General features: G+C 47.8%; 14 protein-coding genes and 1 pseudogene. 7 read left to right on the forward strand and 8 right to left on the reverse strand.

The window, feature by feature from the left end:
- The first annotated feature begins 5 nt into the window (after positions 1 to 5).
- Both yfmF and V756_RS0117305 read left to right on the forward strand, forming a co-directional pair.
- Complete coding sequence (yfmF, locus tag V756_RS0117300; RefSeq protein WP_024715775.1) at positions 6 to 806, forward strand: Fe(3+)-citrate ABC transporter ATP-binding protein YfmF; 801 nt, start codon at positions 6 to 8, stop codon at positions 804 to 806.
- Positions 807 to 900: 94 nt separating this feature from the next.
- Entirely contained in the window at positions 901 to 1920 is a 1020-nt protein-coding gene (locus V756_RS0117305) for an NADP-dependent oxidoreductase (protein ID WP_024715776.1), read from the forward strand.
- Positions 1921 to 1975: 55 nt separating this feature from the next.
- Here V756_RS0117305 and V756_RS0117310 read toward each other — a convergent pair whose 3' ends face one another.
- Complete coding sequence (locus V756_RS0117310; RefSeq protein ID WP_024715777.1) at positions 1976 to 2422, reverse strand: GNAT family N-acetyltransferase; 447 nt, start codon at positions 2420 to 2422, stop codon at positions 1976 to 1978.
- A 69-nt stretch (positions 2423 to 2491) separates the two neighbouring features.
- Positions 2492 to 3622, reverse strand: coding sequence for a DEAD/DEAH box helicase (locus tag V756_RS0117315; RefSeq protein WP_024715778.1), 1131 nt, complete (start codon positions 3620 to 3622; stop codon positions 2492 to 2494).
- A 174-nt stretch (positions 3623 to 3796) separates the two neighbouring features.
- Here V756_RS0117315 and V756_RS0117325 point away from each other — a divergent pair, with 174 nt between their 5' ends.
- Both V756_RS0117325 and V756_RS1000000124000 read left to right on the forward strand, forming a co-directional pair.
- Positions 3797 to 5353: an ABC-F family ATP-binding cassette domain-containing protein gene (locus V756_RS0117325; protein WP_024715779.1), complete on the forward strand. Its 1557-nt coding sequence runs from the start codon at positions 3797 to 3799 to the stop codon at positions 5351 to 5353.
- Complete coding sequence (locus V756_RS1000000124000; protein WP_155906239.1) at positions 5332 to 5502, forward strand: hypothetical protein; 171 nt, start codon at positions 5332 to 5334, stop codon at positions 5500 to 5502. The genes V756_RS0117325 and V756_RS1000000124000 overlap by 22 nt, the downstream gene beginning before the upstream one ends.
- Positions 5503 to 5672: 170 nt before the next feature.
- Here V756_RS1000000124000 and V756_RS0117330 read toward each other — a convergent pair whose 3' ends face one another.
- From V756_RS0117330 to yfmT, 6 genes are all read right to left on the reverse strand, one after another.
- A complete protein-coding gene (locus V756_RS0117330) occupies positions 5673 to 6863 on the reverse strand; it encodes an MFS transporter (RefSeq protein WP_024715780.1) in 1191 nt (396 codons plus the stop codon).
- 65 nt (positions 6864 to 6928) lie between these two features.
- A complete protein-coding gene (locus V756_RS0117335; RefSeq protein WP_024715781.1) occupies positions 6929 to 7351 on the reverse strand; it encodes a MerR family transcriptional regulator in 423 nt (140 codons plus the stop codon).
- A gap of 124 nt (positions 7352 to 7475) precedes the next feature.
- The gene (locus V756_RS0117340) at positions 7476 to 7922 is read right to left on the reverse strand and encodes a YfmQ family protein (RefSeq protein WP_024715782.1); all 447 of its coding nucleotides are present in this window, start codon (positions 7920 to 7922) and stop codon (positions 7476 to 7478) included.
- Positions 7923 to 8044: 122 nt separating this feature from the next.
- Complete coding sequence (locus tag V756_RS0117345) at positions 8045 to 9934, reverse strand: ABC-F family ATP-binding cassette domain-containing protein (protein ID WP_024715783.1); 1890 nt, start codon at positions 9932 to 9934, stop codon at positions 8045 to 8047.
- Between the two features lie 327 nt (positions 9935 to 10261).
- Positions 10262 to 11122: a methyl-accepting chemotaxis protein gene (locus V756_RS0117350; RefSeq protein WP_032682146.1), complete on the reverse strand. Its 861-nt coding sequence runs from the start codon at positions 11120 to 11122 to the stop codon at positions 10262 to 10264.
- A gap of 13 nt (positions 11123 to 11135) precedes the next feature.
- Complete coding sequence (yfmT, locus tag V756_RS0117355; RefSeq protein ID WP_024715785.1) at positions 11136 to 12593, reverse strand: benzaldehyde dehydrogenase; 1458 nt, start codon at positions 12591 to 12593, stop codon at positions 11136 to 11138.
- A gap of 247 nt (positions 12594 to 12840) precedes the next feature.
- On the opposite strand from yfmT, the gene bcaP reads away from it, so the two are divergent.
- The 3 genes and pseudogenes from bcaP (at position 12841) to V756_RS0117370 (ending at position 16364) form a co-directional block, all read left to right on the forward strand.
- Positions 12841 to 14226, forward strand: coding sequence for a branched-chain amino acid transporter BcaP (bcaP, locus tag V756_RS0117360; RefSeq protein WP_024715786.1), 1386 nt, complete (start codon positions 12841 to 12843; stop codon positions 14224 to 14226).
- Between the two features lie 89 nt (positions 14227 to 14315).
- Positions 14316 to 15023, forward strand: a pseudogene (locus tag V756_RS01000000122705) (YjjG family noncanonical pyrimidine nucleotidase).
- 111 nt (positions 15024 to 15134) lie between these two features.
- Positions 15135 to 16364 carry an MFS transporter gene (locus tag V756_RS0117370; protein ID WP_024715787.1) on the forward strand — a complete coding sequence of 410 codons (1230 nt, stop codon included), beginning with the start codon at positions 15135 to 15137 and terminating at the stop codon, positions 16362 to 16364.
- Positions 16365 to 16389: the final 25 nt, after the last annotated feature.

Here is a 16389-nt window from a genome sequence, read left to right on the forward strand (position 1 = left end):
ATACCATGGGAAAACTGGCTGCAGACCAGCTCACTCTTTCATATGACAGCACAGTGATTATTGACGGAGTAGACTTACAGATAGAAGAAGGAAAAATCACTGCGCTCATCGGCGCCAATGGCTGCGGGAAATCAACAATCCTCAAATCACTCGCCAGGCTGATGGCTCCAAAAAGCGGAACAGTGCTATTAGAAGGAAAAGATATACACCGCCAGCCGTCAAAAGAAGTCGCAAAAAAGCTGGCCATTCTTCCTCAATCTCCTCAGGCGCCTGAAGGATTGACGGTAGAGGAATTATGCTATTTCGGCAGACATCCTCACAAAAAGCTGTTATCCAAGCATACCCAAAAGGATCATGACATGGTGGGATGGGCGCTGGAAGCAACAGGCATGATTGAGCTGAAGGATCGGACGCTGGATGCCCTGTCAGGCGGCCAAAGACAACGAGCATGGATTTCCATGGCGCTTGCTCAAGGCACTGATTTGCTTTTGCTTGATGAGCCGACCACGTATTTAGATATCTCACACCAAATTGAAGTGCTTGAGCTGCTGAAAAAACTGAACCGCGATCATGGCCGCACCATTGTCATGGTGCTCCACGATTTAAACCAAGCCGCTCAATATGCTGACTATCTGATCAGTGTGCTGGACGGAAAAATATACAATGCCGGAACACCGGAAGATGTGTTTACCCAGCCATTTTTCCGTGAAGTCTTCGGCTTGGAATGCTGCATTATGAGAAGCCCAATCGACCAAAAGCCCATGTGCCTGCCGACGGGACTGTGCCCGAAATTACGGGCGAAATGAAAAGGAGAGGAACCCCCTCTCCTTTTTTGTATGCTTTGTATTTCTTCCCCTATCCATGTTACAGTGGTGTCAATCAAGCGATAGGAGGATGAAAATGACAGCATCTCAGCAGCAAATTCAATTAGCAAGACGGCCGCAAGGCGTTCCCGTTCATGAAGACTTCCGCTTTGAAACCATTCCGGTCCCCGAGCCGAAGCAAGGGGAAGTGCTTGTCAAAACGCTTTATGTATCGGTTGATCCTTACATGCGCGGCCGTATGCAGGATACAAAGTCATATGTTGAACCGTTCACCTTGGATGAAGCGCTCTCTGGCGGAGTCATCGCTGAGGTCGTGTCAGACGGCGAACATCTGAAAAAAGGCGATATCGTCATCGGAAACCTCGGCTGGCAGGAATTTTCCGCTGTGAGCGAGTCTACCTTGCGGAAAATAGATACAAGCCTCGCTCCCGCTTCAGCCTATCTCGGCATTTTGGGCATGACCGGATTGACGGCATATTTCGGACTGCTGGATATCGGGCGCCCGAAAGAAGGAGAAACCGTGGTTGTCTCCGGAGCAGCTGGAGCCGTCGGTTCAACGGTCGGGCAGATTGCCAAAATCAAAGGCGCGCGAGTCGTCGGCATCGCGGGATCTGATGAAAAAATCGCGTATCTGAAACAGAAGCTGCAATTTGACGAAGCCATCAACTACAAAACAGCTGATGATATCCAAAAAGCGCTTGAAGACGCTTGTCCTGACGGTATCGATGTGTATTTTGACAATGTCGGCGGGCCGATTTCAGATGCGGTCATGAACTTGCTCAATGAATTTGCCCGCATTCCGGTGTGCGGCGCGATTTCTTCCTACAATGCGGAAAGCGAAGCAGACGACATGGGCCCTCGTGTCCAATCAAAGCTGATTAAAACGAAGGCGCTCATGCAAGGGTTTATCGTAAGCGACTACTCTGATCGTTTTTCTGAGGGGGCAAAACAGCTGGCTGAATGGCTGAGAGATGGAAAGCTCCATTACGAGGAAACGATCACAGAAGGCTTCGAAAACATTCCTGACGCGTTTTTAGGCTTATTTAAAGGTGAAAATAAAGGGAAACAGCTGATCAAAGTCACTGATCCGAGTTAATATACTGATGAAAACAAGGAGGGCTTTTCGCCCTCCTTGTTGTGTTTATTCGAGGTCAGCAGCGGAGAGTCAAAGTAAAATACCCATCGTCATCAGGTTCCGTTTCTTCCAGTTTAAAGCCAACTGCTTGAAAGCAAGCCAAACTGATTTGATTGTCTTCTTCGATGCTTGCAGTCCATTCCCGTACACGAGAAAATTCAGGTTCGTTCAGCAGTTTTTTTAATATCTGTTTTCCGTACCCTTGAAGCCGATACAGAGGATTGACAATCAATCCAATATACGTCTGCTTCTCTCCAAACTCAATAACGGCCATGCCCGCCGTCAGCTGTCCATCATATGCCATGAGGATCGTATCGTCTTCATCTTCACTCACTCGTTCATACCACGCCTCTAATGGCAGCATCGCATCCATTCTCCGCCTGGTATCCTCATTCTCAAACCAGTGTTTAAGGATTTCCAGCTCAGACTCCTTCATGATTTGAAATCTGTCTATTGAAGCCATTTCCTCACTCCCGCGTATGGTCTTTTCTATTATTTTACAACAAAAAAAGAGGGCTTTCCGCCCTCCTTTTTATTTTGTCTTCAGTTTTCCGCCTGTATAAACAGCTTCACTCAGCTCCACGCCAAGCTTCTTCGCCATTTTTTTCAGCTTTGATTCTTCCAGTTTCGTAACGAGGCTCAGCACGCTGCCTTCTTTTCCGGCCCGGCCTGTTCGGCCTGATCTGTGAACATAGCCATCTTCGTCAGGAATATCGGCATGAATCACGTACGGCAGATTTTCAATATCCAAGCCGCGTGCGGCAATATCAGTTGCCAATAAGAGCGGGAATTCTCCGTCTTCGAATGCGGCAATGATTTTCGCCCGCTCCATCTTTTTCGCTTCACTGTGCAGAACACCGAGATCAACGTGGTGATATGCCAGCTTTTCCGCATATACACTCAGGTTGCCGATGTCTCTCACAAATACGAGTGCCTGCATGTCTTGAAGTCTTGATAGCTTTTGCAGCAGCTTCACTTTATCGCGCTGCTCGCAAATCAGATATTGATGCTTCACTTTCCCAGCCTCCGTTTTGCTTCGCTGCACCTTCAACACCTCAGGCTCTTGCGCGAGTTCGCGGAGCACATCCTCTGTTTCCTTTTTGAGCGTGGCAGAAAAACATAGAAGCTGCCGGTCTCTTAATGTCGTTTTAATGATTTGTTTAATCGTTTCACGATGCTCCGGCAGAATCAGCTGATCCGCTTCATCAAGTACGATTGTTTTCACTTCATGCATTTTGAGTTTCTTTGCTTTAATCAGTTCAAACACCCTGCCCGGCGTGCCGACAATGATATGCGGGTGTTTTTTCAGTTTTTCGAGCTGCTTCTTCACATTCGCCCCGCCGATTAAGGAAGCCGCGCGCAGCTCTGATCCCGCTTTCCAATCCTGAATCACCTGAAAAATTTGCATCACCAGCTCACGCGAAGGCGCTAAAATGACTGCCTGCGGATGCTTCTGATCAGGCTTGATCCGTTCCAAAACCGGAAGCGCATACGCCAGCGTCTTCCCTGTTCCTGTCGGCGATTCTGCAATGACATCCTTTCCGTCCATGATCAGGCGGGCTGCCTGCTCCTGTACAGGAGTTGGCTTTTGAAAGCCGGAAGCATTCCAATTCTCTTGTATAAATGATTGTGCATTATGTAAAAATGGCCAAGTTTGCATCATTTTCGTTCTCCTCAATTCCTGAAATCTATTCCATAGTATCTCAAAACCTCGCCCGGAACGCAATTTTTCTTTTTCTTTCCTATACCTTTCAACATTCTGATTCCTCCTTTATAATCAAAAGGGTGAATATTACACGCCGATTGTGCGTGTTTGATAAACGATAGAGGTGTAAATATGAGTATTTTATCTGTAAAGGATTTAAGCCACGGCTTCGGTGACCGTGCCATTTTTAATAACGTCTCCTTCCGCCTGCTAAAAGGCGAACACGTCGGGCTGATCGGCGCAAACGGTGAAGGAAAATCGACCTTCATGAATATTATTACCGGAAAGCTTGAACCTGATGAGGGGAAAGTTGAGTGGTCAAAAAATGTCCGTGTCGGCTATTTGGATCAGCATACCGTGCTGGAAAAAGGAAAATCCATTCGTGACGTCCTGAAAGACGCGTTCCATTATTTATTTGCGATGGAAGAGGAAATGAACGAGATTTACAACAAAATGGGTGAAGCAGATCCCGACGAGCTCGAGAAGCTGCTTGAAGAAGTCGGCGTCATTCAAGACGCGCTGACGAACAATGATTTTTATATCATTGATTCCAAGGTGGAAGAAATCGCCCGCGGCCTCGGTTTGAGTGATATCGGTTTAGAGCGCGATGTCACTGATTTGAGCGGCGGACAGCGCACCAAGGTTCTTCTCGCTAAGCTTCTCCTTGAAAAGCCGGAAATTCTGCTTCTCGATGAGCCGACCAACTACCTTGATGAGCAGCATATCGAATGGCTGAAACGCTACCTGCAGGAATACGAGAACGCGTTTATCCTGATTTCCCACGATATTCCGTTCTTAAACAGCGTCATCAACCTGATTTATCACGTTGAAAATCAAAAGCTGACACGCTATGTCGGCGACTACCATCAGTTTATGGAAGTCTACGAAGTGAAGAAACAGCAGCTTGAAGCCGCGTACAAAAAGCAGCAGCAGGAAGTCGCTGAGCTGAAGGATTTCGTCGCCCGCAACAAAGCGCGCGTCAGCACGAGAAACATGGCGATGTCCCGCCAAAAGAAACTCGATAAGATGGATATGATCGAGCTTGCGGCAGAAAAGCCAAAGCCGGAATTCCATTTCAAGCCGGCGAGAACGTCAGGCAAGCTGATTTTCGAAACGAAGGATCTCGTGATCGGTTACGATTCCCCGCTGTCACGTCCGCTCAATCTCCGGATGGAGCGCGGCCAAAAAATCGCCCTTTATGGCGCAAACGGGATCGGAAAAACGACATTACTGAAAAGTTTGCTTGGCGAAATCCAGCCGCTTGAAGGTTCGGTTGAACGCGGCGAACATCTCTTTACCGGCTATTTCGAGCAAGAGGTCAAGGAAACAAACAACAATACGTGCATCGAAGAGGTATGGAGCGAATTCCCTTCTTATACCCAGTATGAAATCCGGGCAGCGCTGGCAAAATGCGGACTGACGACAAAACATATCGAAAGCCGCGTCTCCGTATTAAGCGGAGGCGAAAAAGCGAAAGTCAGATTGTGCAAGCTGCTTAACTCGGAAACAAACCTGCTTGTGCTAGATGAGCCGACAAACCACTTGGATGTCGACGCGAAAGAAGAACTCAAGCGCGCCCTCAAAGAATATAAAGGCTCGATTCTGCTGATTTCCCATGAGCCAGAGTTTTATATGGATATCGCGACAGAAACGTGGAACTGCGAGTCTTGGACGACGAAGGTGCTTTAAATCGAAGAAAACCCGCCCTTCAGCAGGCGGGTTTTTTACTGCCACTTGGCGATGTGAATTCAACAAGTGGCAGCTCTTTTGGCAAAAAGCTCAACGTCTTCCTCATCAACCCATTCGGTGAACCATTCAACAGAAAAGCTACGCTGTGAACGTATCGATACAGCGCCTGGTTCGCCAAGCTTTCATATTCCCCCGACAGCATGACGCATCAGTTGATAAGCCCCTCTGAAATAAACAGATACATTCCCATTCTCGCCTCACCAATGCCTGAGGCTCCACGATTAAAAAAGACACTGCATATGCGCAGTGTCTTTCGTTATTAATGCCCCGTCTTAATCCCAGCAAGGTGTTTACGTCCCATGAGAAGGACAAGCATGCCGACAAAAACGACGATTCCGCCTACTGTATATGGTGTGCTTGCGGTGAAGTGTTCTGACAGCATTCCCGCAATCCACGGAGCGAGTGCGCCGCCGATGAAGCGGACTGAGCTGTAGGCTGAAGACGCGATTGAGCGTTCAACCGGCGCAGAACCCATCACAGCGGTTGTCATGATCGTATTCACCATACCGAGGACAGCACCAGCGACAACAATACATGTAATAATCAAAGTCTGATGGTCTGTCCAGATCCCCATAATAACGAGAATGGCCGCAAAGGCGATAAAGAGAACGACGAGCGAACGCACTGTGCCCAGCGCTTTGTGCACGAGCGGCGCCGTAAAGACTGACGTAATCGCCAGCAGAAGGCCCCAGCCGAAGAAGACATATCCAAGACCATGTTCATCTAAATCCAGAACGAACGGAGAATAAGCAAGCAAAATAAAAAATCCAAAGTTGTATAAGAATGCCGATACCGCCATCGTTAAAAGGCCTTTATATTTGAGCGCCTTCATCGCATCAAACACACCGACGCGTTTCGCCGGTTTCGGTAATTTTGGCAGCATCAAAGAAATTGCGATTAACGCAATAAACATCAGGACAGATACTCCGAAAAACGGTGCGCGCCATGAAATGCTTCCAAGCTCTCCGCCTGCAAGCGGTCCGACAGAAATCCCAAGACCGAGCGCAGCCTCATACAAAATAATCGCTTGGGCGCTGCCGCCGACTGACACGCCGACGATAACCGCAAGCGCTGTTGAGATAAACAAAGCATTACCTAATCCCCAGCCGCCGCGATAGCCGACTAGCTGAGCAATTGAGCTTGAGCTGCCGCCAAGCCCCGCAAACACAATAATAAAAATAAGTCCGAGAATTAATGTCCATTTCGCACCGATGCGGCTGGAAATGGCTCCTGAGAAAAACATCATAAATCCGGTAACAAGCAAATAACTTGTAAACAAGAGTGATACTTCACTAGGTGAAGCATGTAATTGTGCGGCAATGGCCGGAAGAATTGGATCGACCAGCCCGATTCCCATAAAAGAAATCACACAGGCAAACGCGACAGCCCATACTGCTTTCGGCTGGCTGAGCAAGCCTGTTTTCTGATTCACTTGTTTTGTCTTATCCATTTGACCTGACCTCCATCTTTATTCCATTAAAAGAAACGCTACAAAAATAGCGTTTAACAAACTTTTCATTCGATTGATTGAATGCCGCGTTCCGCTTTTTCTTTCATGCCTTGCAGGCGTTCTTTAAAGCTTTGGAATGTGCGGATTTTCTCATCAATCAAATTCAGCTGGTGATTCAGGGTTTCCTGAATTTCCTCCAGTTTTTCTTTCCGTTCCTTAGGATCCAGTGACAACAAATACCCCTCTTTGTTTAACTCTAGCTGGCGGCTGGTTTCCATGAAATGCTGAAGCTCCTGAAGGGAAAAACCGAGCACCTCTTTTGTGCTGATGACTTTCTCAAGCTCCTCCATATCATCCTCTGAATAAAGCCTTACACCGCCGTCTGTCCGTTTAGGCGCCGGAATCAAGCCGATTTCTTCATAAAATCGGATGGTCCGCTTCGTCAGTCCGCTTCTTTTTGCTACTTCGTCAATCTTCATCCATTCCAAGGTAAATCCCCCTTCGCCGTTTCTGTTACCATTATACACCTTTTGAACCTTAACGTAAACGTTAAGTTTTGAAAAGCCATAAAAAAAACGGGCAGCATCAAGCACCCGTCTTTCACTTTCCTATTTAAGCTAAACTTCCTGTCACTGACAGAGACTCTTTTTGAAGGCTTTCAGAAAGCAACTGATACGCAATCACTTTCTTCTTGTACTGTTTCACGACGTCGATATGGTCGTCGTAGCGATACACAAACAGCTTGACATCATGTTTGCCTTTTTTCGTATCTATCACCAGCGGCGTGCCGCCATTTTCCGGATGCAAATAACGCTCTTCGTCACCTGGATAAATATAATATTTCTCCAGAAAGACAGCTTCGTTAAATTGGTCAATCACTTTCTGCTTTTCTTCACCCTCGAGACGTTTTCCATCTAGTGAAAGAACAGCATGTTCGTCATTCAGCTTGGCGTGCACCGCAAATTTGCTGAGCAGCCATTCTATGACGCCTGTTGGAAGACAGGTTAATAAAATTTTCACCAAACTCATGAGGATTAACATCACGATCACCCATGTCATACTTCATCATCTCCAATAGTTTTCCATGTGACGCTGACACACGATTCCATCCTATCATAAGCAGGGTGCCTCGTTTTTGTACATTATGTGAAAAAACAAGGCCTTCTGCGGGCTGCGCTTTTTCAGCTATCCAGCTCTTCTATCATGAGGGACAATTCTGTCCAGCGGTCCATCGCGGCCTCAAGCTCCTCCGCAGTTTTCGCCTGTTCAGCCATCAGCTCTTGGATTTTTCCGAAATCACTGCCTGCTGCGGCGATGTCAGCTTCAAGCTGATCATGCTTTTCTTCCAGCTGGGCGATTTTATCTTCAATGCCATCCCATTCAAGCTGATCTTTGTAGGAAAGCTTTTTCCGTTTTTTCTTCGGCTCAGCTTCGGTCGGCTTGTCTTCAGCAGCCGGTTTAGCAGCGGTTTTTTTCGATTTTGACTCCTCCATATAGTCGCTGTAGGAGCCTTGGAAGCGGGAAATAACACCGTTTCCTTCAAACACAATCAAACGGTCGACGACACGGTCAAGGAAATAACGGTCATGGGATACGGTGATGACGACGCCGGGGAACTGGTCAATATAATCTTCCAAGACGCTTAATGTTTCAGTATCCAAATCGTTCGTCGGCTCATCGAGAAATAGGACATTCGGCTCCTGCATGAGAACCTGCAGCAAGTATAAACGGCGTTTTTCCCCGCCGGACAGCTTGCGGATGTACGTTTGCTGCATCGAGCGCGGGAAGAGGAAGCGCTCCAGCATTTGTTCAGCTGTAATGATATCGCCATCAACTGTTTTGACGATCTCCGCCGTTTCTTTTATATAGTCAATGACCTTTAGCTCGCCATTCATTTCACTATGATCCTGAGTATAGTAGCCGATTCTGACAGTCTGTCCGATCGTAATATGGCCGCCGTCTGGCGCATGACGGCCGGCAAGTGTGTTTAAAAGCGTTGTTTTTCCGATGCCGTTCGGCCCGATGATCCCGATCCGTTCACCCGGTATGACCAATTCATTAAAGCGGTCGACAAGCATGCGGCCGTCATAAGCGATCATGACATTCTCTGCTTCAATGACCTGTTTGCCAAGACGGTGAGAGCCAATCGCAAAGTCGAGTGAACCCGATGACTGAGGGCCTTTCTGCTCCTTAAGCGTCTCCACTCGGTCAATTCTCGCCTTTTGCTTTGTGGAGCGGGCTTTCGCTCCACGTCTGAGCCAAGCCAGTTCGCGGCGCAGCAGGTTTTGCCGCTTCGTTTCCTTTTGCTCAGCCTGCGCTTCACGTTCCGCGCGTTTTTCTAGAAACACTTCATAGTTGCCTTTGTATGTGTAGAGGCTGCCTCGTTCAAGCTCATAAATACGGTTCGTGACACGGTTTAAGAAATACCGATCGTGCGTCACCAGCATCACAGATCCGGGGTATTGACTTAAATACCCTTCAAGCCACTCAATTGTTTCATTATCCAAGTGGTTCGTCGGCTCGTCTAAAATGAGCAAATCAGCGGGCTGGATTAAGTTTTTCGCAATCGCCACCCGTTTTTTCTGACCGCCTGAGAGCTCGTTGACCGGTTTTGTTACGTCGTTAACACCGAGCTTAGACAAAACGGTTTTCGCCAGTGTGTTCGCATCCCACGCGTTGTTCGCGTCCATTTTCGCCTGCGCTGCCAGCAGATGTTTCTGGCGCTGTTCATTTTCGGGATCAACCCCCAGTTCATACAGCGCTTTTTCATATTCACGCAAGGTTTTCATTACAGCTGATTCACCGGAGTAGATATGCTCCAGCACAGTTTGCCCCGCAGGCAGCTCAGGGTCTTGATGAAGAAATTCGACGTTTACGCTGCCGGATTTCGTGATGTCTCCCTCTTCAATAGATTCCAAGCCGGCAATCACTTTCAGCAGCGTGGATTTTCCTGTTCCGTTCGGCCCGATTAATCCGATTCTCTCATTCTCTTCAATATGAAAGGAGATATGGTCAAATAATGTTTTATCTCCGTATGTTTTATATACATTTTCCGCTTTTAGTATGCTCATGGTTCCTATCAATCCTCACGTAAGTTCATGTGTACATTTTAAATCAGCCGCTGGAATAAAACTAGTGAAACGTCAACAAATTTCATGGAAATGCAGGATAGAAAAAGACCGGGGACATTTGTCCCCGGTCACAGATTGTTGACAAAAGCCTAAAACGTTTTAGGTTTTTGTCCTCTTTTCAGCGTGATTGAAAACCCTTGAATTCTAGGAAGGGCGAGCATCGGAGCGGAGCGAATGTCCTTATTCGTGAGCACCGACGCGCAGGTCTGACAACGAATGCGAGGGTTTGCCGACACGCTGAAACCGGGGACATTTGTCCCCGGTCTCTTATTCTTCCTCAAGCGCTTTTTCTGCCATTTTTGCGAGATGCTGCGCGCTTCCTGAAATCTCCTGCATCGTGGCTGAGATTTGTTCAACAGCAGCGGCTTGTCCGTCTGTATGCTGATTAATCGACTCAATCGATTCCTCCAGCCCTTTCAGCAGGCTGTGGATTTTTTTCGTAATCTGGTCAATCTGGCCGACATTTTCTTTCGAATGCGTCGCTAGCTTTCTGATCTCGTCTGCCACGACAGAGAAGCCTTTTCCTGACTCCCCTGCTCTCGCCGCTTCGATCGCGGCGTTCAAACCGAGCAGATTACTTTGGTCAGAAATGCCTTTCACGGTTACTGAAATATCAGCGATTTCACCGGCGCTTTCACTTACCTTTTTCGCCTGAGAAGAAATGCCTGTCATTTGAGATGAAAACCCGTTGATTGATTCAGAAATATCTGAAATGGCAGCAGCCGTTTGTTCAACGACAGCTGATAAGCTTTCCGCCACATCATGAAGCTTTGACGACTCCTCAAGGCTCGTTCCGAGGCCGACGCCCCCTATCACTTTTCCATTCTCGTCGTGGAGCGGGATGGCACGCGCGATCAATGGGAAGCCGAACAATTCTTTCGGAACCATGCTCGCCTTCTTCTGATTGCTGCGGATGGCGTCTGTGATAATGTCACCTTTTTGCAGCGGATCGCCGGCTTTTACGTTCAGAGAAAAGGTTTTGGCCGGTATATTCACGAGCAGTTTTTCCGTATCGTAAATGCCGATTGTAATATCATCCTGTACCAAACTGTTTAAATATGGGGCTACTTTGATAAACGCGTCAAGAAGTTCTGCGGTTTCTTTTTCGGTTCTTATGCTCAATTCCATTCACTCCTTTTGATTAATAAGGGAAGCTGCGTTTCTCGTGCTGGACCGAAATCCATTTCAGTGTCGTAAATTCTTCGAGGCTCCATTCACCGTTCAAACGGCCGAGGCCGGATTGCTTTTCACCGCCGAAGGCCACATTCGGTTCATCATTGATGGTCGTGTCATTGACGTGAATCATACCTGTTTCAATGCGCTTCGCAAAAGCCACGCCGCGCTCAAGATTTGACGTATGTACGGCACCGCTCAAGCCAAACGGGGTTTCGTTCGCGATGTCCACCGCTTCGTCTTCTGAATCAAATTTCATAAAGGAGACGACAGGCCCGAACAGCTCTTCCTTGGCAATGCTCATGAACGGTTTTACATCTTTTAAAATCGTCGGTTCTACGATCGTTCCGTTAAATCCGCCAAGCTTCACTGGAACAGCGCCTTCTTCAATCGCTTGCTCTACAGATTTCATCAGACCGTCCGTCTGTCTGCTGTTGATTAATGGCCCGATAATCGTATCTGGGTCCATCGGGTCACCGACCTTCAGCGTTTCCACTTTTGCCTGATACAGCTCAAGGAACTTGTCATAAATAGAAGAATGAACGAGCACACGGTTGGCTGACATACAAATCTGCCCTTGGTGTGTAAATCGGCTGAACACCGCCGCGTCAACCGCATATTCTATATCTGCATCCTCAAGCACGATAAATGCGCTGTTGCCGCCGAGTTCAAGAAGCGGCTTTTTAAAGTGCTTCATCGCAAGCTGGCCGATGTAGCTGCCCACTTTTGTGGAACCTGTAAATGAGATGATGCGCGGCACCGGGTGTTCGACAAAGCTGTCTCCGATTTCCGCAATATCAGTGACAACGACATTCAGCAGCCCCTCTGGAATTCCCGCATTCTCAAAAATTTTCGCAATCAGCGTACCGCCGCAGATCGGCGTTTCTTCATGCGGCTTTAACACGACGCCATTGCCGGCTCCGAGCGCGGGCGCCACTGATTTCATAGATAAAAAGAATGGGAAGTTAAATGGACTGATGACACCGACAACACCTGCCGGCACACGATATAATCTGTTTTCCTTGCCGTCTATTGTTGACGGAAGAATTTTTCCTTCCATGCGGACAGGGAACGTTGCCGCTTCTTTTATGATGTTTTTGACAAGCCCGATTTCAAAGGCCGCTTTGAGCCTTGTTCCGCCAAGCTCCTCCATAATCAAATAAATGATGGCTTCTTCATTCTCTTCAATATACGTAACGGCTTTTTCTAAAATAGTTCTTTTCTCGAACGGATTGACCGCATCCCATTTTTTCTTCGCCAGCGCCGCCGCCCTGTACGCTTCATCTACATCGTCAGCAGTCGCTTTTTTGAAGGCTGTGAATGTTTTTTGGGTATAAGGATTTTTGTTTTCCAATACATTTGGGCTGCTGCCCTCCTGCCATTTACCGCCAATAAACTGTTTATTCAACTCTTCATATTGAAACATGGTCAGCATCTCCTTTATAACCTCAAGTCAAAATATGGGCGAATCTATTTTTTCTATCGGTTCGCCGTGCATAAACTTGAATATCATATTACTAAAAATTACTATTCTATGATACGCCAACGCTTTTTCGCTTCTACCATTTAAAGTAGGAAAATATGTGATTGACTGCGCCAAATTTCGACAATATAATACAACGAGAACTACATATAATGATTAGAATATTTCGAATTTTTCAGGAGGAACTTTGATGAGTTCATTATTTAGAAAAAAACCGCTTGAAACATTGAGCGCGCAGAGCAAGTCAAAAAGCCTTGCCCGTACGTTGAGCGCATTTGATTTAACCTTGCTTGGCATCGGCTGTGTCATCGGTACAGGGATTTTTGTCATTACAGGAACAGTGGCGGCAACCGGAGCGGGTCCCGCTCTCATCATATCGTTTATTTTAGCAGGGCTCGCCTGTGCTCTTGCTGCCTTCTGTTATGCTGAGTTTTCGTCTTCGATTCCAATTTCGGGAAGCGTGTACTCATACTCCTATGTGACACTCGGCGAACTGCTCGCCTTTTTGATCGGCTGGGATCTCATGCTTGAATACGTTATTGCGCTGTCGGCGGTTGCCACCGGCTGGTCTTCTTACTTTCAATCACTGCTTGCCGGCTTCAACTTTCATCTTCCGTCCGCACTGACGGGAGCGCCTGGAAGCACGCCGGGCGCCGTGTTTAATCTTCCGGCCGCAGTGATCATTCTCCTCATCACTGCGATTGTCAGCAGAGGCGCCAAGGAAAGCACACGCTTTAACAATGTCATCGTACTGATGAAAATTGCGATCATTTTATTGTTCATCATTGTCGGCATTGGTTACGTCAAACCGGATAACTGGTCTCCTTTCATGCCATTCGGGATGAAAGGCGTCATTGTCAGCGCGGCAACTGTGTTCTTCGCGTATCTCGGATTTGACGCGGTTTCTAACGCTTCCGAGGAAGTGAAAAATCCGCAAAAAAACATGCCGGTCGGCATTATTACAGCTCTTGCCGTCTGTACCGTTTTGTACATCACGGTATCGCTTGTGCTGACAGGCATGATGCCTTATACGAAATTGAATGTCGGTGATCCGGTGTCCTTCGCGCTGAAATTCGTCGGCCAGGACGCTGTTGCCGGAATTATTTCTGTCGGTGCCATTATCGGGATTACGACGGTTATGCTCGCTTTGCTGTACGCTCAGGTTCGTTTGACATTTGCCATGAGCAGAGACGGCCTTCTGCCTAGGGTGTTCGCAAAGGTTCATCCGTCATTTAAAACGCCGTTCCGCAACACATGGCTGACAGGTATCGTTGCGGCGGGAATCGCCGGGTTTATTAACCTCGGAACACTGGCCCATCTGGTGAACATGGGAACGCTGGCCGCGTTTACGGTCATTTCGATTGCTGTCATTGTGTTAAGAAAGAAACACCCGGAAATCAAAGCGTCCTTCAGAGTGCCGTTCGTTCCGGTCGTGCCGATTATCAGCGCAGGCATCTGCCTTTGGTTCATGTACAGCCTTCCCGGTATCACGTGGCTTTCATTTGTGATCTGGATCGCTGTCGGAACGCTGGTTTATTTCCTGTATTCACGAAAACACAGCTTACTAAATCAATAACCTTTTCAGCCGGCGGTGCCTCACCCGCCGGCTTTTTCCTTTTTTTATGTGCTATACTTTCAGTACATATGCAGAAAGGGAGACAACTGATGAAACAATACCGCACTCTATTATTTGATGTAGATGATACCATCCTTGATTTTAAGGCGGCAGAAGCATTGGCGCTGCGTTTGCTGTTTGAAGATTAAAATATTCCTTTAACAGATGAAATGAAGACGCAGTATAAAACAATCAATCAAAACCTATGGAGAGCTTTTGAAGAAGGAAAGATTACACGAGATGAAGTCGTGAACACCCGTTTTTCCGCTTTGTTCAAGGAATACGGTTATGAGGCGGACGGCGCTTTGCTTGAGCAAAAATACCGCCGTTTTCTTGAAAAAGGGCATCAGCTAATGGACGGCGCCTTCGATCTCATCTCAAATCTGCAGCTTCAGTTTGATTTGTATATCGTGACAAACGGCGTGTCTAAGACGCAATATAAGCGTCTCCGTGATTCAGGATTGTTCCCGTTCTTCAAGGATATTTTCGTATCTGAAGACACAGGGTGCCAAAAGCCAATGAAGGAATATTTCGATTACGTGTTTGCACGGATACCCCAATTTTCAGCGGAGCACACATTAATCATTGGCGATTCACTCACTGCTGATGTGAAAGGCGGACAGCTCGCCGGGCTTGATACTTGCTGGTTTAACCCTGACTTGAAGCAAAATGAATTAGAGATCATGCCAACATATGAGATTCGCGAGCTTGAAGAGCTGTACCGCATTTTGAATATCGAACATTCCGTCAGCTGCTAATCAGGCTGACGGTGTTTCTTTTCAAAGAGTCTTTTTCCCTCTTGATAAATTCTTCACCTTATGAATAATATGGTGGTATGCTTTGACTATATGTGTAAGGAGGAAACTCATTTGGCTATCGCCGCCCCGCTAAAAGAAAAAACAGTTCAAAAACCCGGCACCACCGTGTATCCGATTTTGATTATCATCGGAATCTGCCACATGCTCAACGATTCGCTGCAAGCCGTGATTCCAGCCATGTTCCCCATTTTGGAGCGCTCCATGAGCCTGACGTTTACACAGCTCGGCATCATCGCTTTTACATTAAACATGGTGTCATCTGTGATGCAGCCTGTCGTCGGCTGGTATACCGATAAACAGCCCCGGCCTTACGCGCTGCCAATCGGCCTGACTGCGAGCATGCTCGGCATTTTGGGCCTTGCATTTGCCCCGTCATTTGTCACGATCTTATGCTGTGTGTTTTTCATCGGATTAGGCTCGGCCATTTTCCATCCGGAAGGCTCCCGTGTGGCGTATATGGCCGCTGGCACAAAACGCGGTCTCGCCCAGTCGATCTATCAGGTGGGCGGAAACTCAGGTCAGGCGATGGCGCCTCTGATCACCGCGCTGATCCTTGTACCGCTCGGACAATTCGGCGCCGTTTGGTTCACGCTTGTCGCCGCGCTCGCTGTTATGTTTCTGCTGTATATCGCGAAATGGTACGCCGCACGTCTCGGAAATTTTGCCCAGAAGTCCGGCAAACAAAAGAAAACGGCCGACAACACGGCTATCACCAAGTCTGTTGTATCTGCTCTTATCATTATTATTTTTCTCATTTTTGCTCGTTCTTGGTATACGAGTGCGATCGGCAACTTTTACACATTTTACGCGATGGATACATATCACGTAAGCATTCAGCAGGCGCAGAGCTATATTTTTGTCTTTTTGCTGTTCGGCGCTGTCGGCACGTTTCTGGGCGGCCCGCTTGCAGACCGATTCGGAAAACGCTTCGTGATTCTCGGTTCGCTGCTCTGCTCGGCGCCGCTGGCGATTTTGCTTCCGTTCGCAGGCCCGGTGCTCGCCTATGGCGTGCTCGCATTGATCGGCTTGGTTCTGATGTCGAGCTTTTCCGTAACGGTTGTCTACGCACAGGAGCTTGTCCCTGGAAAAATCGGCACAATGTCCGGTTTGACCGTCGGGCTCGCCTTCGGAATGGGCGCGATCGGCGCTGTAGCCCTGGGCGCTCTGATTGACGCCGCAGGACTGACCCCGACAATGCTCGCCATCGCCTTTCTCCCTGTTCTCGGCATCCTTGCCTTCCTATTGCCGAGTGATCAGAAGCTGAGAGAATGGCATAGCTAAAAAATCCCTGCCGCTTGGCAGGGAT

It is taken from the genome of Bacillus tequilensis KCTC 13622 (assembly GCF_000507145.1).
GTDB classification, from domain to species: Bacteria; Bacillota; Bacilli; order Bacillales; family Bacillaceae; genus Bacillus; species Bacillus tequilensis.

Coding starts and splice junctions, on each gene's coding strand:
- yfmF (WP_024715775.1), top strand. CDS start 6: ATGGGAAAACTGGCTGCAGACCAGCTCACTCTTTCATATGACAGCACA.
- V756_RS0117305 (WP_024715776.1), top strand. CDS start 901: ATGACAGCATCTCAGCAGCAAATTCAATTAGCAAGACGGCCGCAAGGC.
- V756_RS0117310 (WP_024715777.1), bottom strand. CDS start 2,422: ATGGCTTCAATAGACAGATTTCAAATCATGAAGGAGTCTGAGCTGGAA.
- V756_RS0117315 (WP_024715778.1), bottom strand. CDS start 3,622: ATGATGCAAACTTGGCCATTTTTACATAATGCACAATCATTTATACAA.
- V756_RS0117325 (WP_024715779.1), top strand. CDS start 3,797: ATGAGTATTTTATCTGTAAAGGATTTAAGCCACGGCTTCGGTGACCGT.
- V756_RS0117330 (WP_024715780.1), bottom strand. CDS start 6,863: ATGGATAAGACAAAACAAGTGAATCAGAAAACAGGCTTGCTCAGCCAG.
- V756_RS0117340 (WP_024715782.1), bottom strand. CDS start 7,922: ATGACATGGGTGATCGTGATGTTAATCCTCATGAGTTTGGTGAAAATT.
- V756_RS0117345 (WP_024715783.1), bottom strand. CDS start 9,934: ATGAGCATACTAAAAGCGGAAAATGTATATAAAACATACGGAGATAAA.
- V756_RS0117350 (WP_032682146.1), bottom strand. CDS start 11,122: ATGGAATTGAGCATAAGAACCGAAAAAGAAACCGCAGAACTTCTTGAC.
- yfmT (WP_024715785.1), bottom strand. CDS start 12,593: ATGTTTCAATATGAAGAGTTGAATAAACAGTTTATTGGCGGTAAATGG.
- bcaP (WP_024715786.1), top strand. CDS start 12,841: ATGAGTTCATTATTTAGAAAAAAACCGCTTGAAACATTGAGCGCGCAG.